Below are 26,931 nucleotides of genomic sequence, written 5' to 3' on the forward strand. Positions count from 1 at the left end.
ATGAAGGGCGAGCTCAAACACTACAGCTGGCTGATCGTCATCACGGTGCTGGTGGCCTGCGTGCCGCTGGCCACCAGCAATGACTTCCACCTGCGCGTGCTCTTCCTGATCGGCGTGAACTATATCGCCGCGTCGGGCCTGAACGTGCTGGTGAACTACACGGGGCAGAAGTCGCTCGGCCATGCGGGCCTGTTCGCCGTGGGGGCCTACGCGGTGGCGCTGCTCACCGCGCGCTGGGGCTGGAATCCATGGGCCGCATTCGCGATGGCGGGGGTGCTTGCGGGGCTGTTCGGCGTGGTGATCGCGCTGCCCGCGCTGCGCGTGAAGGGGCCGGCGCTTGCCATGGTGACGATCGGCTTCGGCATCGTCGTCGAGAAGATCGTCTCGGAATGGCAGGACGTGTTTGCCGGCCAGCAGGGCATCTACGGCGTGATACCGCTCGGCATCGGCGGGCAGATGTTCGGCACCCGCCACTGGGTCTGGTTCGTGCTGGCGTTGTGCGTGCTGCTGCACGTGATGTTCCGTTACCTGCTCGACGGCCGTTTCGGCCGTGCCTTCCTTGCGGTGAACACGGCGGAGGTGGCTGCGGAAAGCGTGGGCGTGAGCGTCTACAGGTTCAAGGTGCTGGCATTCGTGATCAGCGCATTCACCTGCGGCATCGCGGGCGCCCTGATTGCGCAGCAGAACCAGTACATCAATTCGGACTTCATCAACTTCAACCTGTCGATCTTCTTCCTGCTGATCGTGCTGTTCGGCGGGAATTCCGTCTATGGGCCGCTGCTGGGCGCGGTGGTGCTCACGCTGCTCGATTCGCTGCTCTCGCGCTGGCCCGACGTACAGCACTTCACCTACGGCGCGTTGCTGCTGTTCGCGCTGTACGCCATGCCCAACGGGCTCGCGGGCTTCGTGCGCCGGCTGGCCCGCAGGTTCGCTCCTGGCCTGATGCCGCAAGAGGTGCTGCCCCAGGACCTGCCGCCCTGGCAGCCTCGCAGCCTTGCCGGGCAGGCCTCGCCGGCCGGCGGGGAAGCGCTGCTCGACGGCCGCGGCCTCTACAAGGCCTATGGTGGCGTGGTGCCGACCAACGAGGTGGACATCCGGATCCGTCCCGGCCACGTGCATTCGCTGATCGGACCGAACGGCGCGGGCAAGACCACGCTCCTGAACATTCTCTCGGGCATCGTGGTGCCCGAGCGCGGCACGATCCGCTTCGACGGGCGCGATATCGTCGGCGTCTCGACCAACCGCATCGCGCGCATGGGACTGGGGCGCACGTTCCAGAACCTGCGGCTGTTCAGCGACATGTCGGTGCTCGACAACGTGAAGGTCGGCCTGCATGCGCACATCGACGCGGGCTTCTTCAGCAGCCTGCTCGGCGTGGGCAAGGCGCGCCGCGCGGAGCTGGCGGCGCGTGACGAGGCGCTGCAGATCCTTGATCGCCTGCACCTGCGGGACAAGGCGCAGGAGATCGCGGGCAACCTGCCCTATGGCCTGCAGCGGCGGCTGGAGCTGGCGCGCGCGCTCGCGACGCACCCCAGGCTGCTCCTGCTCGACGAGCCCGCAGCGGGTCTCAACCCGCAGGAAACACAGGAGCTGATCCAGGTGATCGCCCGCATCCGCGACATCGGCATCACGGTGCTGCTGATCGAGCACCACATGGACCTGGTGATGGCGGTGTCCGACCACGTGATCGTGCTCGACTACGGCCAGAAGATCGCGGAGGGAACGCCCGCCGAGGTGCAGAACAATCCGCGCGTGATCGCCGCGTACCTGGGCAGCGAGGACGAGGAGGATGACGGCGTGAATGATGGGGGCGATGGGGACGACCAGCAACACCAGGGCGCAGCGGGAGGGCAGCATGTCTGACAACAGGACGGCCGGGAAGGCATTGCTGCGCGTGGATTCCCTGCAGGTGCGCTATGGCGCGGTGCAGGCGCTCAAGGGGGTGTCGCTGCATGTCGATGCCGGCGAGGTGGTCACGATCATCGGGGGCAATGGCGCGGGCAAAAGCACGCTGATGAAGGCGATCTCGGGGCTTGAACCCGCCGCCGCGGGCAGCATCGCCTTCGAGGGACAGGACATCACACGCATGCCGGGCCATCTGCGCGTGCCACTCGGCATCGCGCAGTCGCCCGAGGGCCGCCAGGTGTTCGCCGACCAGACGGTGCACGACAACCTGCTGCTGGGGGCCTACCACCGGCGCGATGGCGCGGCGGCGATTGCCGCCGACATCGAGGCGCAGTTCCATGCCTTTCCGCGCCTGCGCGAGCGGCGCGAGCAGATGGCGGGAACCATGTCGGGTGGTGAGCAGCAGATGCTGGCGATTGCCCGCGCGCTGATGTCGCGGCCCAAGCTGCTGCTGCTCGACGAGCCTTCGCTCGGGCTCGCGCCGCTGATCGTCAAGGAGATCTTTGCGATCATCCGGCAGCTCAAGGCGCAGGGCGTGACGATCCTGCTCGTCGAGCAGATGGCCAACCAGGCGCTGGCCGTGGCCGACCGGGCCTATGTCCTGGAGACCGGCAGCTTCACGCTCGAGGGCGGCGCGGCGCAACTGCGGCGTGATCCGAAGATCCGCGCGGCCTATCTCGGGGCGCACGCATGAGCGGCGGCGCGGCACAGGCAGGCGAGTTCGACTATGTGGTCGTCGGTAGCGGCGCAGCCGGTGCGATCGTTGCCGCCCGCCTGAGCGAAGATGCATCGGCTTCGGTGTGCGTGCTGGAGGCCGGGCCCGCCGACGGCCATCCGTACCTCAAGCTGCCGGCGGGGTTCATCAAGGTGATCTTCAATCCGGAGCTGGCCTGGCAGTTCGGTTCCGAGCCCACGGCGCGCACGGGGGGCCGGCGCATTCCGCTGCCCCAGGGCAAGACCCTGGGGGGCTCCACATCGATCAACGGCCTGGTCTACAACCGGGGGCAGCGCGAGGATTTCGACGGCTGGGCGGCGCTCGGCAATCCCGGCTGGTCGTATGACGAGGTGCTGCCGTATTTCCAGCGCACCGAAGCCTTCGTCGATGGCGGCGATCCCGCGCTGCGCGGCCACAACGGCCCGCTCAAGGTGACGTTGCCGCACTGGCCGCATCCCGTGTGCGAGGCCTTTCTCGATGGGGCCGCCGAACTTGGCATGCCGCGCAACCCCGATTACAACGGCGCGCACCAGCAGGGCGTGGGCTACTTCCAGCGCACCATCCATCGCGGCTGGCGCATGAGCACCTCGAAGGCATTCCTGCACCCGGCCGCAGCGGGCGGCAACCTGAAGATCGAGGTGAATGCGCGGGCCCTGCGCGTGCTGCTCGACGAGGGCGCAAGGGCCACGGGCGTCGAATACACGCAGGGCGGCGCCACGCGGGTCGTGCGCGCGCGGCACGAAGTGATCGTGTGCGCCGGTGCGATCAACACGCCCCGGCTCCTGCAACTATCGGGCATCGGCGATGGCGAGAAGCTGCGCGCGCTCGGCATTGCCACGCGCATGCATCTGCCGGGCGTGGGCAGGCATCTGAAGGACCACTTCTCGATCCGCCTGGTGGCCCAGGTGAGGAATGCCGTCACGATCAACGAGATGGCTCGCGTCCCGCGCCTGTGGGCGCAGGCCTTCGACTGGCTGCGCGGCAAGCCGAACATCCTGGAGCTGAGTCCTTCCGTGGTGCATTGGTTCTGGCAGTCCCGTCCAGGGCTGGATCGGCCCGACCTGCAGGGCGTTTTCTCGCCCGCGAGCTACCGCGAGGGCTATGTCGGCATGCTCGATGTCTTTCCAGGCATGACCTGCGGCGTCTGGCAGCACCGACCCCGCAGCGAGGGCAGCGTGGAACTGGCTTCGGCAGATCCCGGCGTTGACCCCGTCGTGCAGCCGAACTACCTGGAGGACGAGGACGACCGCCGTACGTTGATACGCGGCGTGCGCATCGCGCGAGAGCTGCTGCACACGAAGGCGCTGGCGCCGTTCCGCGAGACGGAGTCGATGCCCGGTGCGCAGGTGCAGTCGGATGACGAGATCCTTGACTTCATCAGCCGCTATGGCGTGTCGTCCTACCACCTGAACGGCACGGCCCGCATGGGGCCCGCTGGCGATGCGGGGGCGGTGGTGGATGCGCAACTGCGCGTGCATGGCATCCGGGGGCTGCGCGTGGTCGACGCATCGGTGATGCCGGAGATCACGTCGGCGAACACCTGCGCAGCGACCATGATGATCGGCGAGAAGGGGGCCGACCTGATCCGGGTCACCGCTCGCTGAGCTGGCGTTCCCGGCGCGTTCTCTGCACGTTCTCAGCGCTTTTTCCGGGCCCGCAGGTCGCGCACGCCCGGCAGCGTTGCCGCATCCTGTCCCGCCTGCAGGATGCGGTGCTTCTGGATCTTCTGCGTGCCGGTGGTGGGGATCTGATCGGTGAACCACCACCAGCCCGGGACCTTGTAGTAGGCCATCTCCTCGCGGCAGAAATCGAACAGCTCGCCGCAGAGCTCGTCGCTCGCCAGCACTCCCGGCACCAGCACGATGCTTGCCAGCACTTCCTCCTCGCGGATGGCATCCGGCGCGGCCATCACCGCCACGCCCTGCACCTGGGGATGCGTGAGCAGCACCGCCTCGACCTCGGCGGCCGCGATGTTCTCGCCCGAGCGACGGATGATGTTCTTGCGCCGATCCATGAAATGCAGCAGGCCGTCCGGGTCCTGCACAACCACGTCTCCGGTATGGAACCAGCCGCCCTTCCAGGCCTTCTCCGTGGCCTCGGGGTCGTCGAGGTACTCACTGAAGAAATGCTTGCGCGGCGTTTCGGCGGAATGGCGCACCAGCATCTCTCCGGGCACGCCGAACGGCACAGGTTCGCCGAATTCGTCGGCCACCAGCACCTCGAGGCCATACTCGCCGCGCCCGAACGAGCGCGTGCCGACCTGGCGCGCGAAGGTATGGTCCGAGATCGTCCGCACGATCTCGGTCATGCCCCAGAGCTCGATCAGCGGAAAGCCAAAGCGTTTCTCGAACTCGGCATGCAACTGCGGCTCGACGCCCGCACCGTAGCCGAAGCGCACGCTGTGCTTCTTCTCCCACGCGGACTCCGGTTGCTTGAGCAGCAGCGGAATGATCACGCCCAGGTAGTGGACGATGGTGGCGCGGCTCGTCGCGACCTCCTCCCACCAGCGCGAGGGCTGGAAGCGATCGGTCTGCACCTGGCAGCCGCCCGTGAGCAGCATGCAGTAGAACGACAGGATGGATGCGTTCACATGGAACAGCGGCAGCGGATTGAACAGCCGCTCGCGGCCTTCCTGTATCGACACGAAGCCCGGCTGGCTGGCGTACCACTTGCCCGCCGCCAGCTCGTAGGCATGGGACAGCACGCAGCCCTTGGGCTGGCCCGTGGTGCCCGAGGTATAGAGAATGCTGGCGGGAGTGTCCGATGTCACCTCGCCGGCCTGTGCCGCGCGCGGCGCGGGCGGCAGTGACGCAAGGCCCTGTGCATCGACGGTGGCCACCGGCGGCTGGTGCCGCGTATCCTCGAGCGATTCCCGCACCGCCGCGAGGCGTGACGGGAGGCACACGATCAGGTCGGCCTTCGAATGGTCGATCAGGTAGTTCAGCTCCCGCCGCCGGTAATCCGGGTTCACGGGCACGCAGCAGATGCCCAGGGCGTTGAGCGCCAGCTTGTGCAGCATGTGCTCGGGACGGCTCTCCAGGAACAGGGCCACGCGGTGGCCCAGGCCATATCCGGCGCTGCGGTACAGCGCGGACAGCTCCGCGATGCGGCGCCCGGCTTCGGCATAGGAGAGCTCCTGGCCGCCTGCCGCATAGGCGCGCTGGGGATTGGGAGGCACCGCCATCAGGCTGTGGCTGCCATAGCGCTCGACGGCTGCCTGCAGGGCCTGGCCGATCGTGGTGTCGTCATTCACTGTGATCATCGGAAACTGCCTGAAAAAGAGGAGTGCATCGCTCAGGGTCGCAGAAGCGGCGAGGGCGTGGGGTCGACGCCCTGCTCGAGGGCCGCCTGCCGTTCGATTTCCACGCTGCGCACAAAGGCCGCGCGCGTGCGCAGCCGTTGCCAATAGGCCTGCGTGGCCGGCCCCCACTGTGGCGCGAGGCCCAGGAAGTCGGCAAGCATCAGCGCGTAGCCCACGGCCACATCGGCGGCCGTGAAGCGGCCCGCGCACAGGAACTCACGTTCCGCGAGCGCGGTCTCCACCGATTTCAGGCGGCCGAGGAACCAGCGGGCGTAATCGTCCGCCACCTGCGGCTGGCGGCGCTCCTGGGGCTCGAAATGGGTGTAGCGCAGCACCAGCGTCTGCGGAAAGGTGAGCGTGGCGTCCGACATGTGCAACCAATTGAGATAGCTGGCGTAGGCCGCTTCATCCTGCGAGACCGCCAGGGAGGTGGCTGGCGCGAGTGCGGCGAGGTAGTGGCAGATGGCGGCCGATTCGGTGAGCCGGTGGTCGCCGTCCAGAAGCAGGGGCACGGTTCCCAGCGGGTTGAGCGCGAGGAATTCCCTGGCCCGCGCGCGTGGGGGAAAGGGCAGCATGTGCAGCCGGTAGGGCCGTCCCAGTTCTTCCAGCATCCATAGCACGCGGAACGAACGCGCACTAACGCAGTGATACAAATCCATCGCTTGCCCGTCTCCTGATCCTGCATCCTTGAGGCTGAACCCATTGCCTGCCATGTTCGGTGCATTGATTGTTGAACATGTTATTCGATCCGCCCGCCATTGCGTGCAGAGGGCCTCAAGGCGTGATCGGGAGGTGCGCTTGGCGCGAAGAGGTCTCGGTGCCTTGCGTGCGAGTTCTTTCAGAGAGAGCGTGAATTTCAGGTGAGATCGGTCGGCGTGGCTCGAGCCTTCTCAACATGCGTGCCCTCGGTGAGCGTTTGAGCTCGCCAAATGTGCCAGCCACGGCGACTATTTGATTTGCGTCATTTCGGAGGCCATGCCCAGCCTCAATGCTCAGGGGCCGGTGGAATCTGTATGGAATTCACTATCCCAGGAGCTATTTGCAGCGCCTGTTGTTTGTACCTCGAGGGAGTGTTTTCCATGTTGCCTGACAAGATCGCCAAATCCCATCTGCTCAAACTCCATCGCATGCAGGACGACATGAGCAGGGCCTGCAGGGATCTTGAGGCGTTGCGCATGGCCTATCTGCGCATCGCTGCCGAGTTTCTATCCGTTCCCGGCGTGCATACGGGGTTCGATGCCGACATCGATGTGCCCGGGCAGCATCAGGCGGACCGGTGCGTGGAGATCATCGCCGCGCATGCGGTGCTGAGAGCCGACATCGAACAGGCGCTGCTCGTGGGCATCTCCGGCAAGCAGGTGGTGGCGCTGCAGGCGCATCTCGATGCACTCGAGGATGAGCGCGACACGCTCGATGCGGATCTGCGTTCGGCACAGCGGCAACTGGCGATGCGCAGGCCGATCACGCTGGAGGCGCCCTAGTCTTGCGCTTGCGCATCGCTGCCCGACCTGAGGGCCAGGGCCAGGTCGTAGAGCCGGTTGCGCGCACCGCCGGTGATCTGCGATGCCAGCCGCACGGCCGTCTTCATGGGCAGTTCGGCGAGCAGGAGCTCCAGGATCTGCTGCTCGCGAGGGTCATGTTCGGCACTGCGCGGCGCGGGGTGGATCACCACGACGAACTCGCCTCGGCTGTGCTGGCTGTCGGCCTGGAACCAATCCGGCAGTGCCTGGGCCGCATGTGTGGTGATCTGCTCGAACTGCTTGCTGATCTCGCGCGCGAGCGTCACCGGGCGCTCGCCCAGCACGGCGAGCGCCTTGGCCATCTCCTCGATGCGGTGTGGGGCCTCCAGCAGCACGACGGCTCGGGGCTCGGTGGCCAGTTGGTCGATGGCCGCGGCACGCTCGGCGGATTTGGTGGGCAGAAAACCCGCGAACAGGAACCCCTGCGCATCGGGCGAGACAATGCCCGCCACGCTCACCGCCGTGGTCACGCTGCTCGCGCCCGGCAGCGGAATGGAGCGCAGGCCGGCGGCCTGCACGGCGGCGCACAGCCGCGCCCCGGGATCGCTCACGCCCGGCGTGCCGGCATCGCTCACATAGACAACGCGCTTGCCTTGTCGCAGCAGGTCGATGACCTGCGAGGCGCGTTCCGCCTCGTTGTGCTGGTGCAGGGCGATCAGCTGCTGGCCGGACTTGTCCAGCCCGTAGGCGCGCAGCATCTGCTGGGTGTGGCGGGTGTCTTCGCAGGCGACGTTGTCGGCCATCTGCAGCACATGCAGTGCCCGCAGCGTGATATCTGCGAGATTACCGATCGGTGTCGCTACGACGTACAGCGCTCCCTGCGGATAATTCTGAGCACCGGCCGCATCGCGGGCGGCATTCAGGGCAGAGGCGAAAGATGTGCTCATGGAACTTCCTGAGGAGATTGCAAGTGGAACGGGCAACGCGGGCCGCATCGCCGGCGCCGGGGGGCGAGGCGACCACGCGCGAGCGGGGCATGCAGGCCGAAGACCGGGCGCTGGCCCATCTGCGGCACGCCGGCCTGCGGCTCGTTGCCCGCAATTATCGAACCCCCGGGCGGGGTGGCGGTGAAATCGACCTCGTCATGCGCGAGCGCGACGGAACCCTGGTGTTCGTCGAGGTGCGCAGCCGGGGAAGAACGGATTATGGCGGTGCGGGCGCCAGCATCGGCCTGGCCAAGCGTCGGCGCATTGTCCTGGCGGCCCGGCATTTCCTTGCCGCGCTCGCGAGCCCGCCGCCCTGCCGCTTCGACGTGGTGCTTTTCGAGCCGGAACTGCAATGGCTTCGGGCCGCCTTCGATGCCGCGGACTGAGCATCGGCTGGAACTTTTCCCCCTGCCGGGCTATCCGTTGAGGAAGCTGGCGAGACATATCACGATACGGAAATGGAAATTCAGTCACGTGCCGCCCGTGTCGGCAAAGTATCATCGGCGCTCCATGCTTGAGCAACGTATCCAACAACATTTCATCGACAGCGCCGACGTCAAGTACCAGTCGGCGCAGGCGCTGAGCGACCCCATCGACTCGGCTGTGCAGGCTTTGCTGGCCTGCGTGACCAATGGCTCCAAGGTGCTGGCCTGCGGCTCGGGGCTGTCGTCGGCGCAGGCGCTGCAGTTCGCGATGATGTGCGTTGCAGGGTTCGAGCGGGAGCGTCCCGAGCTCGCCGCGCTGGCGCTGTCGGCCGATGCGGGCTGGTCCGGCGCGGCCGCGCAGTCGTTCGAGGTGGGTGCGTTCGCCCGCCAGGTGAGGGCGCTCGGCGCGGCCGGGGATGTCCTGCTGGTGCTGTGCGTCAACGGCGATGAGCCGGCGCTGCTCGAGGCCGTGCTGGCAGCCCATGAGCGGGACATGTCGGTGATCGCCCTGTGCGCGCGCGACGCGGGCGCCATGGGCGGCGTGATGCGCGAGACCGATGTGCAGATCTGTGTGCCGCACGACCGCGCAGCGCGCGTGCGCGAGGTGCACGCCCTCATCCTGCACTGTCTGTGCGATGGTGTGGATACTCAGTTACTTGGTGAACAGGAGATGCTTTGATGAAATTCCCTCATGCCCGTACCACATGCACCGTGCTTGCGGCCTCGTTTCTGGTCGCGGGCCTGACCGCCTGCGCGCCAGTCGTGCTGGGCGGCGGTGCCGTGATGGGCACGCTGATGGCAACGGATCGCCGTACCACCGGCACGCAGGTGGAGGATGAAACCATCGAGAGCAAGGCATCGGGCCGCATCAAGGACACGCTGGCCGGCCGCGGCCATGTGAACGTCACGAGCTACAACCGCCAGGTGCTATTGACCGGCGAGGTGCCCACGGCCGAGGAAAGCCAGAAGGCCGAGAAGGTCGCCCTGGAGGTCGAGAACGTCCGCGCCGTGGTGAACGAACTGGGCATCATGGCGAATTCGGGCTTCCAGCAGCGCTCGCGCGATACGCTGATCACCGGGAAGGTCAAGGCCAGCCTGGTGGATGCGAAGGATCTTTCGTCCAACGTCTTCAAGGTCGTGACCGAGCGCGATGTGGTCTACCTGATGGGCCGCGTCACCCCGCGCGAGGCCAAGCGCTCGGCGGAGATCGCGCGCGGCGTCGACAATGTGCGCAAGGTGGTGCGCGTGTTCGAGGTGGTGTCCGAAGAGGAAATAGCGAACTACACCAAGCAGCAGGGTGCCCCCGTGACTGATGATTCCGGCTCCGTCACGAAGTCGAGCGCCGCACCCGCGTCCGCACCCGGTTCCGCATCTGCCCCCGCTCCGGCCGCAGCGTCACCCGCGCCGTCGACTCACGCACCTGCCCCAGAGGCCTCTTCCACGCTGCCGGCCCGCTCGGACATCCAGGGCACGCCGCTGCCTCCCATCCAGACGGCTCCCGTGCGCTGAACGAACCCAGTCGACATGCCCTGAGAGCGCTTGAACGCCTCAAGGACAGAAAAAACCCGGTCGGAACATGCGGTTCCGACCGGGTTTCTTGTTGGACCGGATGATGCCGTCACGCGCCTGGCTTGCGCAGGCGGGTGATCAGGCTGGAGGTATCGAAGCGGCTGCCGCCCGCCTGCTGCACGTCACCGTAGAACTGGTCGACCAGGGCCGTCACCGGCACGCGCGCGCCATTGCGCTTGGCCTCGTCGAGCACGAGCCCGAGGTCCTTGCGCATCCAGTCGACAGCGAAGCCGAAGTCGAACTTGCCCTGCACCATGGTCTTGCCGCGGTTCTCCATCTGCCAGCTCTGGGCCGCGCCCTTGCTGATGACGTCGAGCACGATGTTCATGTCGAGCTCGGCCTGCTGGCCGAAGGCGATGGCTTCCGACAGGCCCTGCACCAGGCCGGCGATGCAGATCTGGTTGACCATCTTGGCGAGCTGCCCGGCGCCGCTGTCGCCGATGCGGGTGAAGGCGCGCGAGAACGCCATGGCGGCGGGCAGGACGGCATCGAAGTCCGCCTGGTCGCCGCCGCACATCACCGTGAGCTGCCCGTTCTGGGCGCCTGCCTGGCCGCCAGAGACCGGTGCATCGATGAATGCGAAGCCCTGCTTGCGTGCCTCGGCATACAGCTCGCGGGCCACCTGTGCCGATGCGGTGGTGTGGTCGGCGAAGATCGCGCCCTTCTTCATTCCGGCAAACGCGCCATCCGCGCCGAGCACCACGGATCGCAGGTCGTCGTCGTTGCCCACGCAGCAGAACACGATGTCGGCATCCTTGACCGCCTCTTTGGGCGTGGCGCCGAAGCTGCCGCCGAACTCCCGGGCCCAGGCCTCGGCCTTGGCTGTCGTGCGGTTGTAGACCGACACCTGGTGACCTGCCTTGGCCAGGTGCCCCGCCATCGGATAGCCCATGACGCCCAGGCCCAGGAACGCGACCTTGCGCGCGGGCGTGGATTCATAAGGGCGGGGATGGATGCTGCTGCTCATTCTCAAAATACTCCGTGTCGGTTCGGTGGTGAGACGCCGGTGCGCTTGTGGCGCAGGGCGCTTGCTCTTTCTTTCTCTCTCTGTTTCCTCCCCCCGCCTGGCGGTGGGGAGAGGGGAAAACGGATCAGACGATCGCGAAATGCTCGGTGCCAGCCGACAGGTCGGTGGTCTTCGCGCGCTGGCTGCTCAGCTTGATCTGCAGGCGCAGGTCGTTCACCGAGTCGGCGTTGCGCAGGGCGTCCTCATAGGTGATGACGTTGGCCTCGAACAGGTCGAACAGCGCCTGGTCGAAAGTCTGCATGCCGAGGTTGCGGCTCTTCTTCATGATCTCCTTGATCTCGGCGACCTCGCCCTTGAAGATCAGGTCGGCGATCAGTGGCGAGTTCAGCATGATCTCCACGGCGGCGGCCCGGCCCTTGCCGTCCTGCTTGGGGATCAGGCGCTGCGAGACGAGCGCGCGCAGGTTCAGCGACAGGTCCATCAGCAACTGTGCCCGGCGCTCTTCGGGGAAGAAGTTGATGATGCGGTCCAGCGCCTGGTTGGCGCTGTTGGCGTGCAGCGTGGCCAGGCACAGGTGGCCGGTTTCTGCGAAGGCGACCGCGTGCTCCATGGTCTCGCGGTCGCGGATTTCGCCCATCAGGATGACGTCGGGGGCCTGGCGCAGCGTGTTCTTGAGTGCCGCTTCCCAGCTTTCGGTGTCGAGGCCTACCTCGCGCTGCGTGACCACGCAGTTCTTGTGGGGGTGCACGAACTCGACCGGGTCCTCGACGGTGATGATGTGCCCGAAGGAGTTCAGGTTGCGCCAGTCGAGCATCGCGGCCAGCGTGGTGGACTTGCCCGAGCCCGTGGCACCGACCAGGATGCACAGGCCGCGCTTGGTCATCGTCACGTCCTTGAGCACCTGCGGCACGCCCAGGCCGTCGATGGTGGGCAGCGTGAGCGGAATGGTCCGCAGCACCATGCCGACGCGTCCCTGCTGCACGAAGGCATTCACCCGGAAGCGGCCGATACCCGCGGGCGAGATCGCGAAATTGCACTCCTTGGTGCGCTCGAAGTCGGCGATCTGCTTGTCGCTCATGATCGAGCGGGCCAGAACCAGCGTGTGCGCGGGCGTCAGCGGCTGGGGCGATACTTTGGTCACGGCGCCGTCCACCTTGATGGCGGGTGGGAACTCGGCCGTGATGAACAGGTCGCTGCCGCCACGGCTGACCATCAGACGAAGCAGATCGTTGATGAATTTACTGGCCTGATCGCGTTCCATTGTTGTCCTCTCGGTTGGTCTGGCAGCCCGGATGGATCAGGCCGGCACGGTGTGTTGTAGGTTGGGCCAGCCGCGCGGCAGGAAGCGGGCTGGCGGATGGCTTGCCGTCATCCATGGGGATTGTCGCTGAGCCGGGAGCTGACGACACGCAGGCGCAGCGAAAGTTTTCGCGCGAGCAGCGCAACGAGGCTGGCGGCCAGCGGCGCGTCATGCTCCATCATTTCGTCCATGGCCTCCGCGCTGAGCACGGCCACCTCGCAGTCGGTCAGCGTGGTGCAGGTGGAAAAGCGGATGCCCGAGTCGAGCAGCGACATCTCGCCGAGGATGTCCCCGGGCCGGGTTTCGGCCAGCCGAAGGTGCTCGCCCCAGGGCTGGCGCCGATCCACGCCGATCGTGCCGGACAGCAGCACGATCATGAAGCTGCCGTATTCGTCCTGGCGGATCAGGTCGCGGTTGGGAGAGATAGTGGCGAAAGCGAAGAAGCGCTGCATGCGGTCCACGCGGTCGCTGCTCAGGTGCGACATGTACGGGTCCTGGGCCCAGACGCTCTGCAGCAGCCTGGTGCCCCGGCTCTTGGGCAGCCGTGTGGCGGCCACCTCGACGGCGCGCGCCTCCCAGGGCACCGCGGACTGGCCCTGGGCCAGCTTGGACGCGAATGCGGTCGTGAACAGGTTCGATTCAGCACCCTCCCTGGCGTCCCTGGGGCCCTTGGTCTTGAGCAGGTCGAGTAAGCTTTTCATGCTGGATCTCCCTGTCCCCACACAACCGGCGTGTCGGGATGGTCGAGGCGGATGGTGAACCGGTCGGGCTGCCGGTCAGCCCGGGAAATTCTCCGGAATCTTCGCCTTGGCGCGGGCCTCGGCGGGGCTGATGATGTTGCGGCGCACCAGATCGGTCAAGTTCTGGTCCAGGGTCTGCATGCCGACATTGTTGCTGGTCTGGATGGTGGAGTACATCTGCGCCACCTTGGCCTCGCGGATCAGGTTGCGGATGGCGCTGGTGCCCAGCATGATCTCATGCGCGGCAACGCGGCCCTGGCCATCCTTGGTCTTGCACAGCGTCTGCGAGATCACGGCCTGCAGCGATTCGGAGAGCATCGCGCGGACCATTTCCTTTTCCTCGGCGGGGAACACGTCGATGATACGGTCGATGGTCTTGGCGGCACTCGAGGTGTGCAGCGTGCCGAACACCAGGTGGCCGGTTTCGGCGGCGGTCATCGCAAGGCGGATCGTTTCCAGGTCGCGCATTTCGCCCACCAGGATCGCATCCGGGTCTTCACGCAGCGCCGATTTCAATGCCGCCGCGAACGACAGCGTCATCGGGCCGACCTCGCGCTGGTTGATCAGGCACTTCTTGGACTCGTGCACGAATTCGATCGGGTCTTCCACGGTCAGGATGTGGCCGTACTCGGTCTCGTTCAGGTAGTTCACCATCGCGGCGAGCGTGGTGGACTTGCCCGAGCCGGTCGGGCCGGTCACCAGCACCAGGCCGCGCGGCTTGAGTGCCAGGTCGCCGAAGATCTTGGGCGCATTCAACTGCTCGAGCGTCAGGATCTTGCTGGGAATCGTACGGAACACGGCTGCCGCGCCGCGGTTCTGATTGAACGCGTTCACGCGGAAGCGCGCAAGGCCTTCGATCTCGAAGGAGAAGTCGACTTCCAGGAATTCCTCGTAGGTCTTGCGCTGCGAGTCGCTCATGATGTCGTACACCATGGCGTGCACCGTCTTGTGGTCGAGCGCGTCCACGTTGATGCGGCGCACGTCGCCGTGGACCCGGATCATGGGCGGCAGGCCGGCCGAGAGGTGCAGGTCGGATGCTTTGTTCTTGACACTGAAAGCAAGCAGTTGGGTAATGTCCACGGGATCCCTCAAGTCGTTCGTTTGATACGCTTGGAACCTGGGGACTCTGAGTCAGGTTCCCCTTGTTTCCGAGCGGATTCGACAGGTTACGGCGGTTCGTCCTGCATCGCCAGTCAAAAGCGCCGAAACTGATTTCTCAATGAATATTATGACGACGATTTCCAACAATCTCCAACGAGTTCACGCCCTGATAGCCGGCGCCTGCGAACAGGCGGGGCGACCGGCGGGCAGCGTGCATTTGCTGGCCGTCTCCAAGACCTTCGGCCCCGACGCGGTGCAGGCGGCGGCGCTTGCCGGGCAGCGCAGCTTTGGCGAGAACTACATCCAGGAAGCCGTGGAGAAGATGGCCGTCGTGGCGGAGTTCGAGTTGCCGCACAGGCTGGAGTGGCACTGCATCGGCCCGATCCAGAGCAACAAGACGCGTCTCGTTGCCGAGCATTTCGATTGGGCGCACACGGTGGACCGCCTCCGGATCGCGCAGCGCCTGTCCGACCAGCGCCCCGAGAGCCTGCCGCCGCTGCAGGTCTGCATCCAGGTGAACCTGGATGGCGGCGCCAACAAGTCCGGTGTGGCGCCCGACGAGGCACTGGAGCTTGCACGCGAGGCCGCGGGCCTGCCGCGCATCCTCGTGCGCGGGCTGATGAGCATTCCCGAGCCGGCGGCGGACTTCGAGTCGCAGTTGCAGGTGCACCAGCGCGCAAAGCGGCTGTTCGACGATATTGCGGCGCAGCAGGTCAAGGGGCTCGAGCGCTTCGATACGCTCTCCATGGGCATGACCGACGATCTCGCCGCCGCCGTGCAGGCGGGCAGCACCATGGTGCGCGTGGGCAGCGGCATCTTCGGCCGACGCCACTATCCCGCCGCGCGCTGATGCGCGTGCTAAGCTGTGTTTCTATCGAGCGGAACACCGTTTTTCATTGCTGAACCTACCTGCGAAGGGCTCCATCGGAGCACCGGTCGCGGGGATATAACTGGAGATAACCCCATGCCCGGCTTGCTGCCTGATGTCGATCCCGATGGATTGCTGGAATTCTCGGTGGTCTACACCGATCGCGCACTCAACCACATGTCCAGGCGATTCGTGGGCGTGGTGCAGGACATTCTCGGCGTGCTCAAGCAGGTCTACAACGCGCACACGGCGGTGCTCGTGCCTGGCAGCGGCACTTTCGGCATGGAGGCCGTGGCGCGCCAGTTCGCCAACCGCGAGAAGGTGCTGATCGTGCGCAACGGCTGGTTCAGCTACCGCTGGACGCAGATCTTCGACGAGGGCGGGCTTGGTGGCGGCTCCGTGGTCTGCAAGGCGCGCAAGCAGGGCGAGGGCGCGCAGGATCCGTGGGCGCCGGCCCTGGCCGCCGACGTGGCCGAGACCATCCGGGTCGAGCGTCCCAAGGTCGTCTTCGCGCCGCATGTGGAAACCGCCAGCGGCATCATGCTGACCGATGACTACATCAAGACCATCTCCGACGCCGCGCACGAAGTGGGCGCGCTGATGGTGCTGGACTGCGTGGCCTCCGGCGCGATGTGGGTGGACATGCAGAAGACGGGCGTCGATGTGCTGATCAGCGCGCCGCAGAAGGGCTGGAGCAGCACGCCATGCTGCGCCATGGTGATGCTCTCCGAGCGCGCGCGCCAGGCGATCGAACACACGCAGAGCTCCAGTTTCTCGTGCGACCTGAAGAAGTGGATGACGATCGCGGAGGGCTACGAAAAGGGCCAGCATGCCTATCACACGACCATGCCGACGGACGCCCTGGTCAAGCTGCGTGACGTGATGCTGGAGACCCGCGACTACGGCTTTGCGAAGGTGCGCGAAGAGCAGATCGAACTGGGCGCCAAGGTGCGCCAGCTGCTCGAATCGCGTGGATTCCCGAGCGTGGCGGCCGACGGCTTCAAGGCGCCGGGCGTGGTGGTGAGCTACACGACCGACCCCGAGATCCAGTCGGGCAGGGCGTTCCTGGCCGTGGGCCTGCAGACCGCCTCCGGCGTGCCGCTGCAGTGCGACGAAGGCCCGGATTTCAAGACCTTCCGTGTCGGCCTGTTCGGCCTGGAGAAGTGGCACAACGTGGACCGCACGGTGGGCTATCTCTCCAAGGCGCTCGACGCGATCGGCGTGCCGCCCGCGAAGGGCTGAGGCACGCCGCGAGCCCCCGCTGAATCAGACCGAACCCCTACTTTTCTCCATTTCCCTGGAATCCATGAAGAACATCCTGACCCTGCTGGCTGTCTCCGCCGCCCTGACCGCAACGGCCGCCCATGCCGCCGATCCCGTGACCACTCCGAGCGGACTGGTCTATGAAAGCATCAAGGAGGGCTCCGGCGCTTCGCCCAAGGCCACGGACACCGTGCGCGTGCACTACCGCGGCTGGTTTCCCGATTCCGGCAAGGAGTTCGACAGCTCGATCAAGCGCGGACAGCCGATCGACTTTCCGCTCAATGGCGTCATTCCATGCTGGACCGAAGGCGTGCAGAAGATGAAGGTGGGCGGCAAGGCCAAGCTGACCTGCCCGGCCAGCATCGCCTACGGCGCGCGCGGTGCGGGCGGCGTGATCCCGCCCAATGCGACGCTGAACTTCGAGGTGGAGCTGCTGGCGGTCAACGGCAAGTGAGGCAAGGGAGCGGGCGCGCGACTGTGAACGACGGTGAATGACTACCCTGCGCGTGCGGGGACGCGCGCTTCTCCTACAACCCAAGGTGTGAACAAGGGCCCGTGACGGGCCCATGAGCGGCTATTCTCGGGCACATGCAAATGCTTCCGATGGAGGATCACCTGGATTCGCCCGGCGTGCATGCCGCAGCAGCGGCGCGCGCGGCGCATCTGGCCCGGGCCAAGTGGCAGGCGACAGGCCTGTTCATCGCCGTCTTGGTGGTCTTCGCGCTGACCTATGCCTTTCCCCAGAATCTCTGGGTCGAGTGCGTGCGTGCGATGGCCGAGGCCGCGATGATCGGCGCGCTGGCCGACTGGTTCGCCGTATCGGCGCTGTTCAGGCGCATCCCCCTGCCGTATCTCGCTCGGCACACCAACATCATTGCGCGCAACAAGGACCGCATCGGCGAGAACCTGTCGGTGTTCGTGCGCGACCGGTTCCTGGATGCGCCCTCGCTTGTCGGCATGATCCGCAGGCATGACCCGGCCGACCTGCTGGCGCAGTGGCTGACCTCTCCGGCCAACGCGGGCCTGCTCGGCAAGCAGGTGGCGCGGCTGATCTCGACCGCGCTGGACACCATCGAGGACGAGAAGATCCAGGAGCTGCTCAACCGGGCTGCGCGCGCGCTGATCGGGCATCTGGATATCTCGCGCGGGATGGCAGCGGCTCTCGGCGCGCTCACGCATGAGCGGCGCCACCAGGTGCTGCTCGACGACCTGCTGGTGCGCCTTGGCAGCCTGCTGCAGTCCACGGACACCCGCAATTTCATCGCCGGAACGCTGGTCAACTGGATCAAGCGCGAGCATCCGCTCAAGCAGAAGGTGCTGCCCACCGACTGGCTCGGCGGCAAGGGGGCGTCCGCCATTTCCCATGCGGTGGAGACGCTGCTGGTCGAGGTGGCCAGGGACCCGAACCACCAGTTGCGCGACACGCTGGACACCGCGATCGCACGGCTCATCGAGCGCATGCAGAACGATCCGGACTGGGAGCGGCGCGGCGAGGAGATCCGCAGCTACCTGCAGAACGACGAGGCCCTGGGCTCCTATGTGCACGACATCTGGGCGGAGCTGCGGCGCAAGCTGCGCGAGGACCTGCAGGACGAGCACTCGGCCCTCGCGCGCAATGTCTCGCAGATGGGCCAGTGGCTGGGCATGTCGCTGGCGGGCGATGCGGCGCTGCGCCATCGCCTGAACGTTCGCCTCGAACTGTGGGCCGCGCAATGGGCGCCCGACGTGGCGCAGTCGGTGGCGGAGCACATCCGCGCGACCGTGCAGCGCTGGGATGCGCAGGAGATGGCCGAGCTGGTGGAGCAGCACATCGGCAGCGACCTGCAGTACATCCGGATCAACGGCACCATCGTGGGCGGGCTCATCGGCCTGGTGCTGTTCGTGATATCGCACGCGAGCATCATCTGGGGACTGGTCGCGCGAAGCTGAATTGCCGGCTGTGCTGCCTGGCCCCCAACAGGTGGTGAACAGGTGGTGCCCGTGCCTCAGTCCTCTTCGGGAGCGGTGGGAGCGGCGTCCTCGCCATGTCCCGGCAGCTTGGCATCGCCATCCAGCAGGTGCCTGGCCAGTTGCTGCCAGGCTTCGGCCTCCTCGGCATGTCCCGAAAAGTGGTAGCAGGTCGCCACGGCCATGGCCATGCGGCCGTTCTCGGGCGTCAGGTCGAATGCGAGCTCGGCCTGCGCGGCCGCGTTCTCCCACATGATCTTTGCATTGGCGGAACCTTCCTTCTGCAGCGCGTGAGCTTCCGCCATCCAGGCCTGGGCGAGCTTGAACGCGGCCTCGGGCTCGTCACGGTCGGCACGGTGGGCCAGGTAGAACTGCTTGCCGGCCTCCTGCCAGAGTGCGCGTGCCTGCGCAAAATCGGTGGTGGCGACGCCTTGCGCCTGCGCGACGAGCGCATTGCCCTCTTGCAGGTGCGACTGATAGTCGTCGGCAGGGGCGCTGGAAGAAAGGGAGGTGGAATCGTTGACCATGCCGGTATTGTCGCCGGGCAGGCCGCTCAGTAGCGGAAGTCCAGCATCTTGCCTTCGCCGCCGACTGTCACATTCCTGCTCTGGCTGTCCTGGCCGGGAACAGTGGCCTTGACCGCATATGGCCCCGCGGGCAGCTTGATCAGGCAGATCGGCCCCTGGGCCTTGAAGTGCGCGCTGCCGGCGGAGCCCGCGATCTCGACATCGACGCTCGCCAGATAGGCACCGTCCCTGGTCGAGAACAGCAGTGACAGCGGATAGTCCTTCATCGCCGCGCGCATGGCGGTCGATTCATCGGAGCCAATACCGCCGCAGGCGTACTGCACGCCGCCCTGGGTCTTCACCATCGGCGGGATGCTGCCGTCCTGTGCGTGTACCGTGCCGACGCCAAGCAGGGTCAGCGCCGTGCCCAGGGCAAGCATGGAGCTTGTTCGCAACATGGTCGTTCCTTTCCGAAGTCCGGGAGAGGAAATATTGTGGAGCGCAGCGCACGGAGCGCGTGTAGTCCGTTGCAGGCGTGGCCCGTCCGCCGTCGTGCCGTCGGGCGCAGGGAGAGGCCCTGCCTTGTCTCGCCGGCACGCATGGAAGTCAGCAAGGGGCGGTCAGAAACGGGTCAGAACCGCTCCAGCTCCGGATGCTTGATCTGCCCGCCGCGCACCAGCATCTTGCCGTACTCGGCGCAGCGGTTCAGCGTGGGAATCACCTTGCCGGGGTTGAGCAGTCCCTTGGGGTCGAACGCGGCCTTGAGCGCGAACATCTGCTGGTTTTCCTCGGTGGTGAACTGCGTGCACATGCTGTTGAGCTTTTCCACGCCCACGCCGTGCTCGCCGGTCACGGTGCCGCCCATCGCGACGCTGGTCTCCAGGATGTCGGCGCCGAAGAGTTCGCAGCGGTGCAGTTCATCGGGGTCATTCGCATCGAACAGGATCAGCGGATGCAGATTGCCGTCGCCCGCATGGAACACGTTGGCGCAGCGCAGCTGGTACTTCTTCTCCATCTCCTGAATGGCCAGCAGGATGTCGGCCAGTCGCTTGCGCGGGATGGTCGAGTCCATGCACATGTAGTCGGGGCTGATGCGGCCGCTGGCGGGGAAGGCGTTCTTGCGGCCGCTCCAGAAGCGCAGGCGTTCCTCCTCGTTGTTGCTCACCGTGATGGCGGTGGCGCCGGCATGCCGCAGCACCTCGCTCATTCGACCGATTTCCTCCTCCACCTCCTCGGGCGTGCCGTCGCTCTCGCACAGGAGGATGGCCTCGGCGGTGAGGTCGTAGTCGGCGCGCACGAAGTCCTCGACGGCCGCGGTCATCGGCTTGTCCATCATCTCGAGGCCCGCGGGGATGATGCCCGCGGCGATCACCGCCGCCACCGCATCGCCGGCCTTGCGCACATCATCGAAGCTCGCCATGATGCAGCGCGCGAGCTGCGGCTTGGGGATGAGCTTCACGGTCACTTCCAGCGCCACGGCCAGCATGCCTTCGCTGCCGATCATGGCGGCCAGCAGGTCGTAGCCCGGCACATCGAGTGCCTCGCTGCCGAAGGTGACGGGCTCGCCCTCGATGGTGAAGCCCCGCACGCGCAGCACGTTGTGCACGGTGAGGCCGTATTTCAGGCAATGGACGCCGCCCGAATTCTCGGCGACGTTGCCGCCGATGGTGCAGGCGATCTGGCTGCTGGGGTCGGGTGCGTAGTACAGGTTGTGCGGCGCGGCGGCCTCGCTGATCGCGAGGTTGCGCACGCCGCATTGCACGCGCGCGGTGCGGCTCACCGGATCGACCTTGAGGATCTGGTTGAACTTGGCCAGCGACAGGGTCACGCCCAGCGCGTGCGGCATCGCCCCGCCGGAGAGGCCCGTGCCGGCGCCGCGTGCGACGACGGGCACGTCGAGCCGGTGGCAGGTGCGCAGCACGGCCTGTACCTGCTCCTCGGTTTCGGGGAGGGCCACCACCAGCGGGCGCTGGCGATAGGCGGTCAGCCCGTCGCATTCATAGGGCGTGGTGTCTTCGGAGTTCCAGAGCAGCGCATGCGCGGGCAGATGCCGGCCGAGCGCATCGACGATGGCTTTCTGGCGGACGGCACGTTCGCTCTGCGACGGCGTCGGGGTATCGGGGGATGAGGAGGCTGTGCTCATCCCATGAATGTAGTGCACCGCGGGGGATTGCGGCTTGAACAAATTTGCACGGGTGTGTGAGCGCGTTTGGGGCGCGGGCCGGGACCTCCAGCACCAACGCCAACGCGCTCCCGGGTATCCATCCGCAGTCCATCCGCTGTCAGGCCAGGGTCTTCCTCAGCCAGTCGGCAAATGCCGAGCACTCCCAGCGATCCATCGTGCCGGTCTTCCAGCACAGGTAGTGCGCATGCGGGCTGGGCGCGACGATGTTGTCGAACAGGCGCACCAGCGTGCCCTGGTCGAGCCACGGGCGGCCGAGCTTGAGGCGCACCAGGGCCACGCCCATGCCGGCCGATGCGGCGTCGCACATCAGGCCGATGTCGTTGAACTGCGAGCCTTCGGTGGGCGCGGGCCAGTCCAGGCCGCATACATCGAACCAGCTTCGCCAGGGCTCGAGCGGGCTGCGCAGGAGGGGAATGCCCTCCAGATCCTCGGGCCGCTCGAACGGGCCATGCTCGCGCACGAAGGCAGGGGAGGCCAGCGGCGTGACGATATCGCGGGCCAGCTCGACATGCTCCATGTCGGCATAGTGGCCGGGGCCGAAGCGCACGACAAGGTCCGCATCTTCGGCGACCACGTCCAGCAGCGGGATCGAGACCTGCAGCGCCAGGTCGATTTCCGGGTAGGCCTCGGTGAACTGGCGCAGGCGCGGAATCAGCACCGACCGCGCGAATGTGGGCGTGACCGCGAGCTTCAGCCGGCGCTTTCCGGGCGCGCTGACCGCTCCCGGAAAGCGCTGGAGCGCGCCGAGGCCCTCGCGCACATGGGCGAGATAGGCGCTGCCGTCGGTGGTGAGCGAGAAGTCGGCCCGCCCGAACAGGCGCGTGCCCAGGATCTGCTCGAGTTGCTTGACGCGGTGGCTCACGGCGCTGGGCGTGACGCACAGTTCCTCGGCAGTGAGCGTCACGCTGCGAAGCCGCGCCAGCGCCTCGAACGTGAGCAGGCACTGGATGGGCGGAATGCGCCTCAGCGCGCTGGCATCGGCGCTCATCGGGAGTGGGGTGTGTGCGCTGCTGCTCATGTCGTGGTCTTTGTGCTCTGGCGGCTGCGGGTTACTTGAAGATCACGGTCTTGTGGCCGTTCATCAGCACGCGGTGCTCGCTATGCCATTTCACGGCGCGGGCCAGCACCTGGCTTTCCGTGTCGCGGCCGCGGGCGGTGAGATCCTCGACCGTGTCGGAATGGCTGGCGCGGGCCACGTCCTGCTCGATGATCGGGCCTTCGTCGAGATCGGCCGTCACATAGTGGGCGGTGGCACCGATCAGCTTCACGCCGCGGTCATGGGCCTGATAGTACGGCTTCGCGCCCTTGAAGCTGGGCAGGAAGCTGTGGTGGATGTTGATCGCGCGGCCCGAGAGCTTCTTGCACAGGTCGTCGGACAGCACCTGCATGTAGCGCGCCAGCACCACGAGTTCGGCGCCTTCGGCCTGGATGATCTCGAACTGCTTTGCCTCCGCCTGCGCCTTGGTCGCGGCGGTCACCGGAATGTGGTGGAACGGGATGTTGTAGCTGGCGGCCAGCTGGTAGAAATCGCGGTGGTTGCTGATGATGGCGCGGATGTCCACCGGCAGCAGGCCGGACTTCCAGCGGAACAGCAGGTCGTTCAGGCAGTGGCCTTCCTTGCTGACCATGATCACCGCCTTCATGGATTCGCTCGTGGTGTGCAGGCTCCAGCGCATGTCGAACGCGGCCGCGAACTCGGCCAGATCGGCCTTGAGGGCCGCGCCCTCCAGGCTGTCGCAGGCGAACTGGACCCGCATGAAGAACAGGCCGGTGTCCTTGTCGTTGTACTGTGCGGCTTCTTCGATGTTGCCGCTGCGCTCGGCCAGGAAGCCGGAAACCGCGTGGACCAGACCGACACGGTCTGCGCAGGAAAGTGTCAGGATGTAAGAGGAGTTCGAGGTCATATGGCCCCGATTGTCGCAGCACGGCGCAACCCGCGCGGGCAGGAGCACAGTGGCCGAGTGCTCCGCGGGGCGAGGCTCAGGCGGCGATCAGCGTTTCCACTGCTCGCGCAACGACGCGCAGTGGTCCTTCGGCGCGAGTGCGGGCGTGACTATGAACAGGTCTGCTTCGGATTGGATAGCAGCATCCACCCGTCCGGCCTGCGCCATCACCTTGCGAGCGCGAACGTTCTCCGAGAGCCACTGCGGCACGCCCAGGCGCTGGCGCACATGGCCATTGCCCGCGATGAGAAGCACGGTGCGGCCGGGCTGGAGGGCCTCCGCGATGGTTCTGGCCATGCTTTCGTCGCGGGCCAGTTGGACGCGGGCCATCGGCTGCAGCTGGGTTTCCGGCAGCAGGTCGCAGTGACCCTTGCGGATCGCCTCCACCTGCAACTGCATTGCGGCCGCGTCCAGGCGCCGGTCGAAACGTGGGTCCTTCATGGCGCCCGGCATGGCGGAGCGCGGCAGGTTGCCGCCGAGTACCGGAACTCCGGCGCGCACGGCCTGCATCACCGCCGGGCCATAGGAGGCCCAGGGCCAGCCCTTGTCGTTCCAGCGCAGCGCCGCCTGCACGTCCGGCTCGCTGGCATCGGCAGGCAGGCCCTGGGTGGACGTGCCGGCATCGGCCATCTCCAGCACCAGGGCGGCCAGCTGTCGGCGGGCCGCGAGCTCGCGTACCGTCTCGGCCTCCAGGGCATGGTGCTCGTCGGCATCGTGCTGCTCTCCCAGCAGCAGCACGTCGGCCGGCAACAGGGAGTCGAGCGCGCGATGCCAGGGCTTGAACGATGCGGCGGCGGCGAGGTGGATCTCGGGCGTATCCGTGGAGTGTTTGCCCGCGGGCAGCGTGCATCCCGCAAGCAGGGCTGCGGCGGCGATGCAGGCGAGCCGGAGGGAGAGGCTGCGGGAGAGAGCCGGGGGAGATGGATTGAGTGTTTTATTGAGAATCATTCTCGAATACTAGCTGCTTTGGGGGTGGCAGAGCCGTGATCCCTCATGGGGCTTCTGATATTCGTGCATCATGTAAATCAATGTCAGAAATTCCTTCTCAGGGAATGCACCTTGTTTGCCAAAAGCGCGAACTGCCGTGCGAAGTATGTGCTATCGAAATCGATTCTCGTAGACCTGAGTCTTGACGCAGGATCAGGCTTTTTTCGGCCAAAAGGTGTAGAACACTGTCTGACTTTCTCACGCGTGCCGCGATAGGCGCGCGCTGCTCTTTTTTTGTCCCCCTCTCTTCACAGTCTCCGGAGTGAACACGTCCATGAAACGCGAATCTGCTGATCTGGCCCCTACCTTGCCCATGCAACCCATCAGTCTCGACGTCCTGCGCGAGAAGTATTTCAAGAACGATGAGAAGGATGTGCAGGAGCTGTATCGCCGCGTGGCCCGTGCGCTCGCGTCGGTGGAGCGCGAGGACCTGCGCGAGTCGCTCGAGGCGCGCTTCCTCGACAACCTGCGCCTGGGCGCGATCGGCGCGGGGCGCATCATGAGCGCGGCCGGCACCGACATCCAGGCCACGCTGATCAACTGCTTCGTGCAGCCCGTGGGCGACTGCATCCAGGGCGTGGACGACGCGGGCTACCCCGGCATCTACGAGGCGCTGCGCGAGGCAGCCGAAACCATGCGCCGCGGCGGCGGCGTGGGCTACGATTTCTCGCGCATCCGCCCGCGCGGTGCCCAGGTCAAGGGCACGGCGTCGATGGCGTCCGGCCCTTGCAGCTACATCAACGTGTTCGACCAGTCGTGCTCCACGGTGGAGAGCGCGGGCGCGCGCCGCGGCGCGCAGATGGGCGTGCTGCGCATCGACCATCCCGATGTGCTCGACTTCATCACCGCCAAGCGCACCCCGGGGCGCTGGAACAATTTCAACGTGTCGGTGGGCGTGCCCGACGGCTTCATGGATGCCGTGGAGGCCGATGGCGAGTGGGAGCTGATCCACGCCGCCGAGCCGGGTGCCGAGCTCAAGAAAGAGGGCGCGCACCAGCGCTCCGATGGTCAGTGGGTCTACCGCACGCTGCGCGCCCGCGCGCTGTGGGACACGATCATGAAGTCGGCCTACGACTTCGCCGAGCCGGGCATCCTGTTCCTCGACCAGATCAACACCGACAACAACCTGCACTACGTCGAGACGATCCAGGCCACCAATCCCTGCGGCGAGCAGCCGCTGCCGCCCTATGGCTGCTGCGACCTGGGGCCGATCATCCTCACGCGCTTCGTGCGCAACCCCTTCGGCATCCACGGCGAGGCGCAATTCGACTTCGACGCATTCGAGGCTTCCGTTGCCACGCAGGTGCGGGCGCTCGACAACGTGCTCGACCTGACGTTCTGGCCGCTCGAGCAACAGCGCGCAGAGTCGGCGGCCAAGCGCCGCATCGGCGTGGGCTTCACCGGCATGGGCAATACGCTGGCCATGCTCAAGCTGCGCTATGACCGCAAGGAAGGCCGCGACATGGCGGTGAAGATCGCCGAGCACATGCGCAACGCGGCCTACACGGCGTCGGTGGAGCTGGCCAAGGAGAAGGGCGCGTTCCCGAAGTTCAAGGCCGACGGCTACCTCAAGGACGGCACGTTCGTGAGCCGCCTGCCGGAGGACATCAAGAAGCAGATCCGCAAGCACGGCATCCGCAACAGCCACCTGCTGTCGATCGCGCCGACCGGCACGGTGAGCCTGGCCTTCGCTGACAACGCCTCCAACGGCATCGAGCCTCCGTTCTCGTGGACCTACACCCGCCGCAAGCGCGAGGCCGACGGCAGCAAGAGCGAATACGTGGTCGAGGACTATGCGTGGCGCCTGTACCGCACGCTGGGCGGCGATGTGAACCAGCTGCCGGACTATTTCGTCAACGCCATGGACATGGCCGCCGCGGACCACGTGGCGATGATGGAGGCCGTGCAGCCCTTCGTGGACACCGCGATCTCCAAGACCGTCAACGTGCCGGAAGATTACCCGTACGACGACTTCAAGAACCTGTATCTGCAGGCCTGGCATTCGGGCCTCAAGGGCCTGGCCACGTACCGTCCCAACAGCATTCTGGGTGCGGTGCTGGAAGTCACTCCGGCCAAGAAGGAAGAGCCTGCAGCCGCCGCAGCCCCTGCACTGCAGTTGCCGCAGGTTCCGGCCTACGATCCGATGCGCGCGGTGATCGAAAGCCGACCCAAGGGCGTCCTGTCGGCCGTGGCCGAAAAGCTCGAATACTGGACGCAGGAAGGCCACAAGGCGCTGTACCTCATCGTCTCGTTCCTGCCCGTGCCCGATGGGCATGGCGGCACGGTCGAGCGTGCGATCGAATTCTTCATGCCCGTGGGCCAGAGCGGCGAGTCGCAGCAATGGATCACCTCCAGCATGCGCCTGCTCTCGCTTGCGGCGCGTGGCGGCTTCCTGGAGCGTGCGCTCAGCGACATGCGCAAGGTGGCGTGGGATCGGGGCCCGGTGCGGCTGGGCTTCCACGTGAAGGACGACGGCACGCGCGTGCCCATGTGGCATGACTCCGAGGTGGCGGCCATCGCCTATGCGGTGCAGAACATCCTCGCGCTGCGTGCCGCGCCGCAGCAACAGGTGCTGCCGCTCGAGGAGCCCACGCCGTCCGCCAATACCGAGATCGCAGGCGGCAACCCGCCCGCGATGGCCGGCAAGAAGTGCCATGAGTGCGGCGCGCATGCGGTGATCCGCAAGGATGGATGCGACTACTGCACCCAGTGCGGCGCCCTGGGCAGCTGCGGCTGACCGTTGACCGCTGACAGCGAACGGCG

General features: G+C 66.4%; 24 protein-coding genes and 1 pseudogene. 12 read left to right on the top strand and 13 right to left on the bottom strand.

Annotated features, from left to right (window positions below):
- From H9K76_RS02010 to H9K76_RS02020, 3 genes are read left to right on the top strand one after another with little or no spacing between them, the layout of a single operon-like run.
- Positions 1-1,863 (top strand): branched-chain amino acid ABC transporter ATP-binding protein/permease, encoded by a 1,863-nt coding sequence (locus tag H9K76_RS02010; protein WP_187600410.1) that lies wholly within the window; start codon positions 1-3, stop codon positions 1,861-1,863.
- Positions 1,856-2,599, top strand: a complete 744-nt coding sequence (locus tag H9K76_RS02015) for an ABC transporter ATP-binding protein (protein WP_187597937.1) — start codon at positions 1,856-1,858, stop codon at positions 2,597-2,599. Before H9K76_RS02010 ends, H9K76_RS02015 begins: the two co-directional genes overlap by 8 nt.
- A complete protein-coding gene (locus H9K76_RS02020) occupies positions 2,596-4,224 on the top strand; it encodes a GMC family oxidoreductase (protein ID WP_187597938.1) in 1,629 nt (542 codons plus the stop codon). Before H9K76_RS02015 ends, H9K76_RS02020 begins: the two co-directional genes overlap by 4 nt.
- Before the next feature lie 32 nt (positions 4,225-4,256).
- Here the strand turns inward: H9K76_RS02020 and H9K76_RS02025 are convergent, their stop codons facing one another.
- Both H9K76_RS02025 and H9K76_RS02030 read right to left on the bottom strand, forming a co-directional pair.
- Positions 4,257-5,882, bottom strand: coding sequence for an AMP-binding protein (locus H9K76_RS02025; protein WP_187597939.1), 1,626 nt, complete (start codon positions 5,880-5,882; stop codon positions 4,257-4,259).
- A 32-nt stretch (positions 5,883-5,914) separates the two neighbouring features.
- Positions 5,915-6,580, bottom strand: a complete 666-nt coding sequence (locus tag H9K76_RS02030) for a glutathione S-transferase family protein (protein ID WP_187597940.1) — start codon at positions 6,578-6,580, stop codon at positions 5,915-5,917.
- A gap of 420 nt (positions 6,581-7,000) precedes the next feature.
- Here H9K76_RS02030 and H9K76_RS02035 point away from each other — a divergent pair, with 420 nt between their 5' ends.
- Positions 7,001-7,402 (top strand): acetate and sugar kinases/Hsc70/actin family protein, encoded by a 402-nt coding sequence (locus H9K76_RS02035; protein WP_187597941.1) that lies wholly within the window; start codon positions 7,001-7,003, stop codon positions 7,400-7,402.
- Here H9K76_RS02035 and rsmI read toward each other — a convergent pair.
- Complete coding sequence (gene rsmI / locus H9K76_RS02040; protein ID WP_187597942.1) at positions 7,399-8,328, bottom strand: 16S rRNA (cytidine(1402)-2'-O)-methyltransferase; 930 nt, start codon at positions 8,326-8,328, stop codon at positions 7,399-7,401. The genes H9K76_RS02035 and rsmI overlap by 4 nt on opposite strands.
- An 89-nt stretch (positions 8,329-8,417) precedes the next feature.
- Here rsmI and H9K76_RS02045 point away from each other — a divergent pair, with 89 nt between their 5' ends.
- The 3 genes and pseudogenes from H9K76_RS02045 to H9K76_RS02055 all read left to right on the top strand — a co-directional run.
- Positions 8,418-8,753, top strand: a complete 336-nt coding sequence (locus H9K76_RS02045) for a YraN family protein (RefSeq protein ID WP_246475248.1) — start codon at positions 8,418-8,420, stop codon at positions 8,751-8,753.
- 124 nt (positions 8,754-8,877) lie between these two features.
- Positions 8,878-9,471: an SIS domain-containing protein gene (locus tag H9K76_RS02050; protein ID WP_187597944.1), complete on the top strand. Its 594-nt coding sequence runs from the start codon at positions 8,878-8,880 to the stop codon at positions 9,469-9,471.
- Positions 9,471-10,112, top strand: a pseudogene (locus H9K76_RS02055) (BON domain-containing protein); the annotation flags it as partial. The gene H9K76_RS02050 and the pseudogene H9K76_RS02055, both read left to right, overlap by 1 nt.
- A 298-nt stretch (positions 10,113-10,410) precedes the next feature.
- On the opposite strand, the gene H9K76_RS02060 reads toward H9K76_RS02055, so the two are convergent.
- From H9K76_RS02060 to H9K76_RS02075, 4 genes are all read right to left on the bottom strand, one after another.
- Positions 10,411-11,328 (bottom strand): NAD(P)-dependent oxidoreductase, encoded by a 918-nt coding sequence (locus H9K76_RS02060; RefSeq protein ID WP_187597946.1) that lies wholly within the window; start codon positions 11,326-11,328, stop codon positions 10,411-10,413.
- Between the two features lie 124 nt (positions 11,329-11,452).
- Complete coding sequence (locus tag H9K76_RS02065) at positions 11,453-12,589, bottom strand: PilT/PilU family type 4a pilus ATPase (RefSeq protein WP_187597947.1); 1,137 nt, start codon at positions 12,587-12,589, stop codon at positions 11,453-11,455.
- A 107-nt stretch (positions 12,590-12,696) separates the two neighbouring features.
- Positions 12,697-13,329: a cyclic nucleotide-binding domain-containing protein gene (locus H9K76_RS02070; protein ID WP_187597948.1), complete on the bottom strand. Its 633-nt coding sequence runs from the start codon at positions 13,327-13,329 to the stop codon at positions 12,697-12,699.
- 75 nt (positions 13,330-13,404) lie between these two features.
- Complete coding sequence (locus H9K76_RS02075) at positions 13,405-14,448, bottom strand: type IV pilus twitching motility protein PilT (RefSeq protein WP_187597949.1); 1,044 nt, start codon at positions 14,446-14,448, stop codon at positions 13,405-13,407.
- A 148-nt stretch (positions 14,449-14,596) separates the two neighbouring features.
- Between H9K76_RS02075 and H9K76_RS02080 the strand changes: the two genes are divergently transcribed.
- From H9K76_RS02080 to H9K76_RS02095, 4 genes are all read left to right on the top strand, one after another.
- A complete protein-coding gene (locus H9K76_RS02080; protein ID WP_187597950.1) occupies positions 14,597-15,319 on the top strand; it encodes a YggS family pyridoxal phosphate-dependent enzyme in 723 nt (240 codons plus the stop codon).
- A 114-nt stretch (positions 15,320-15,433) separates the two neighbouring features.
- Entirely contained in the window at positions 15,434-16,579 is a 1,146-nt protein-coding gene (locus tag H9K76_RS02085; RefSeq protein ID WP_187597951.1) for an aminotransferase class V-fold PLP-dependent enzyme, read from the top strand.
- A 64-nt stretch (positions 16,580-16,643) separates the two neighbouring features.
- Positions 16,644-17,054 carry an FKBP-type peptidyl-prolyl cis-trans isomerase gene (locus H9K76_RS02090; protein ID WP_187597952.1) on the top strand — a complete coding sequence of 137 codons (411 nt, stop codon included), beginning with the start codon at positions 16,644-16,646 and terminating at the stop codon, positions 17,052-17,054.
- Between the two features lie 134 nt (positions 17,055-17,188).
- Positions 17,189-18,529: a DUF445 domain-containing protein gene (locus H9K76_RS02095; RefSeq protein ID WP_425489657.1), complete on the top strand. Its 1,341-nt coding sequence runs from the start codon at positions 17,189-17,191 to the stop codon at positions 18,527-18,529.
- A gap of 56 nt (positions 18,530-18,585) precedes the next feature.
- Here the strand turns inward: H9K76_RS02095 and H9K76_RS02100 are convergent, their stop codons facing one another.
- The 6 genes from H9K76_RS02100 to H9K76_RS02125 all read right to left on the bottom strand — a co-directional run bounded on the left by H9K76_RS02100 (position 18,586) and on the right by H9K76_RS02125 (position 24,129).
- On the bottom strand, positions 18,586-19,074 hold the full coding sequence (locus H9K76_RS02100; RefSeq protein WP_246475250.1) for a hypothetical protein: 489 nt from the start codon (positions 19,072-19,074) through the stop codon (positions 18,586-18,588).
- Positions 19,075-19,100: 26 nt separating this feature from the next.
- Positions 19,101-19,511: a hypothetical protein gene (locus tag H9K76_RS02105; protein WP_187597953.1), complete on the bottom strand. Its 411-nt coding sequence runs from the start codon at positions 19,509-19,511 to the stop codon at positions 19,101-19,103.
- Positions 19,512-19,684: 173 nt separating this feature from the next.
- On the bottom strand, positions 19,685-21,196 hold the full coding sequence (locus tag H9K76_RS02110) for an FAD-linked oxidase C-terminal domain-containing protein (RefSeq protein ID WP_187597954.1): 1,512 nt from the start codon (positions 21,194-21,196) through the stop codon (positions 19,685-19,687).
- Between the two features lie 139 nt (positions 21,197-21,335).
- Entirely contained in the window at positions 21,336-22,256 is a 921-nt protein-coding gene (locus H9K76_RS02115) for a LysR substrate-binding domain-containing protein (RefSeq protein WP_425489659.1), read from the bottom strand.
- Between the two features lie 31 nt (positions 22,257-22,287).
- The gene (purU, locus tag H9K76_RS02120) at positions 22,288-23,142 is read right to left on the bottom strand and encodes a formyltetrahydrofolate deformylase (protein ID WP_187597955.1); all 855 of its coding nucleotides are present in this window, start codon (positions 23,140-23,142) and stop codon (positions 22,288-22,290) included.
- An 87-nt stretch (positions 23,143-23,229) separates the two neighbouring features.
- The gene (locus H9K76_RS02125) at positions 23,230-24,129 is read right to left on the bottom strand and encodes a ChaN family lipoprotein (RefSeq protein WP_187597956.1); all 900 of its coding nucleotides are present in this window, start codon (positions 24,127-24,129) and stop codon (positions 23,230-23,232) included.
- A 313-nt stretch (positions 24,130-24,442) separates the two neighbouring features.
- Here H9K76_RS02125 and H9K76_RS02130 point away from each other — a divergent pair, with 313 nt between their 5' ends.
- Positions 24,443-26,905 (top strand): adenosylcobalamin-dependent ribonucleoside-diphosphate reductase, encoded by a 2,463-nt coding sequence (locus H9K76_RS02130; RefSeq protein ID WP_187597957.1) that lies wholly within the window; start codon positions 24,443-24,445, stop codon positions 26,903-26,905.
- Positions 26,906-26,931: the final 26 nt, after the last annotated feature.

Origin of the sequence: Diaphorobacter ruginosibacter (genome assembly GCF_014395975.1) — a bacterium.
GTDB lineage: Bacteria > Pseudomonadota > Gammaproteobacteria > Burkholderiales > Burkholderiaceae_C > Diaphorobacter_A > Diaphorobacter_A ruginosibacter.

Excerpts from the sequence above, each read along its gene's own strand:
- H9K76_RS02010 (WP_187600410.1), top strand. The coding sequence starts at position 1 with ATGAAGGGCGAGCTCAAACACTACAGCTGGCTGATCGTCATCACGGTG.
- H9K76_RS02030 (WP_187597940.1), bottom strand. The coding sequence starts at position 6,580 with ATGGATTTGTATCACTGCGTTAGTGCGCGTTCGTTCCGCGTGCTATGG.
- H9K76_RS02050 (WP_187597944.1), top strand. The coding sequence starts at position 8,878 with ATGCTTGAGCAACGTATCCAACAACATTTCATCGACAGCGCCGACGTC.
- rsmI (WP_187597942.1), bottom strand. The coding sequence starts at position 8,328 with ATGAGCACATCTTTCGCCTCTGCCCTGAATGCCGCCCGCGATGCGGCC.
- H9K76_RS02105 (WP_187597953.1), bottom strand. The coding sequence starts at position 19,511 with ATGTTGCGAACAAGCTCCATGCTTGCCCTGGGCACGGCGCTGACCCTG.
- H9K76_RS02025 (WP_187597939.1), bottom strand. The coding sequence starts at position 5,882 with ATGATCACAGTGAATGACGACACCACGATCGGCCAGGCCCTGCAGGCA.
- H9K76_RS02130 (WP_187597957.1), top strand. The coding sequence starts at position 24,443 with ATGAAACGCGAATCTGCTGATCTGGCCCCTACCTTGCCCATGCAACCC.
- H9K76_RS02035 (WP_187597941.1), top strand. The coding sequence starts at position 7,001 with ATGTTGCCTGACAAGATCGCCAAATCCCATCTGCTCAAACTCCATCGC.
- H9K76_RS02110 (WP_187597954.1), bottom strand. The coding sequence starts at position 21,196 with ATGAGCACAGCCTCCTCATCCCCCGATACCCCGACGCCGTCGCAGAGC.
- H9K76_RS02070 (WP_187597948.1), bottom strand. The coding sequence starts at position 13,329 with ATGAAAAGCTTACTCGACCTGCTCAAGACCAAGGGCCCCAGGGACGCC.
- H9K76_RS02100 (WP_246475250.1), bottom strand. The coding sequence starts at position 19,074 with ATGGTCAACGATTCCACCTCCCTTTCTTCCAGCGCCCCTGCCGACGAC.
- H9K76_RS02020 (WP_187597938.1), top strand. The coding sequence starts at position 2,596 with ATGAGCGGCGGCGCGGCACAGGCAGGCGAGTTCGACTATGTGGTCGTC.
- H9K76_RS02015 (WP_187597937.1), top strand. The coding sequence starts at position 1,856 with ATGTCTGACAACAGGACGGCCGGGAAGGCATTGCTGCGCGTGGATTCC.
- H9K76_RS02115 (WP_425489659.1), bottom strand. The coding sequence starts at position 22,256 with ATGAGCAGCAGCGCACACACCCCACTCCCGATGAGCGCCGATGCCAGC.
- H9K76_RS02090 (WP_187597952.1), top strand. The coding sequence starts at position 16,644 with ATGAAGAACATCCTGACCCTGCTGGCTGTCTCCGCCGCCCTGACCGCA.
- H9K76_RS02060 (WP_187597946.1), bottom strand. The coding sequence starts at position 11,328 with ATGAGCAGCAGCATCCATCCCCGCCCTTATGAATCCACGCCCGCGCGC.
- H9K76_RS02045 (WP_246475248.1), top strand. The coding sequence starts at position 8,418 with ATGCAGGCCGAAGACCGGGCGCTGGCCCATCTGCGGCACGCCGGCCTG.
- purU (WP_187597955.1), bottom strand. The coding sequence starts at position 23,142 with ATGACCTCGAACTCCTCTTACATCCTGACACTTTCCTGCGCAGACCGT.
- H9K76_RS02080 (WP_187597950.1), top strand. The coding sequence starts at position 14,597 with ATGACGACGATTTCCAACAATCTCCAACGAGTTCACGCCCTGATAGCC.
- H9K76_RS02125 (WP_187597956.1), bottom strand. The coding sequence starts at position 24,129 with ATGATTCTCAATAAAACACTCAATCCATCTCCCCCGGCTCTCTCCCGC.
- H9K76_RS02095 (WP_425489657.1), top strand. The coding sequence starts at position 17,189 with ATGCAAATGCTTCCGATGGAGGATCACCTGGATTCGCCCGGCGTGCAT.
- H9K76_RS02065 (WP_187597947.1), bottom strand. The coding sequence starts at position 12,589 with ATGGAACGCGATCAGGCCAGTAAATTCATCAACGATCTGCTTCGTCTG.
- H9K76_RS02085 (WP_187597951.1), top strand. The coding sequence starts at position 15,434 with ATGCCCGGCTTGCTGCCTGATGTCGATCCCGATGGATTGCTGGAATTC.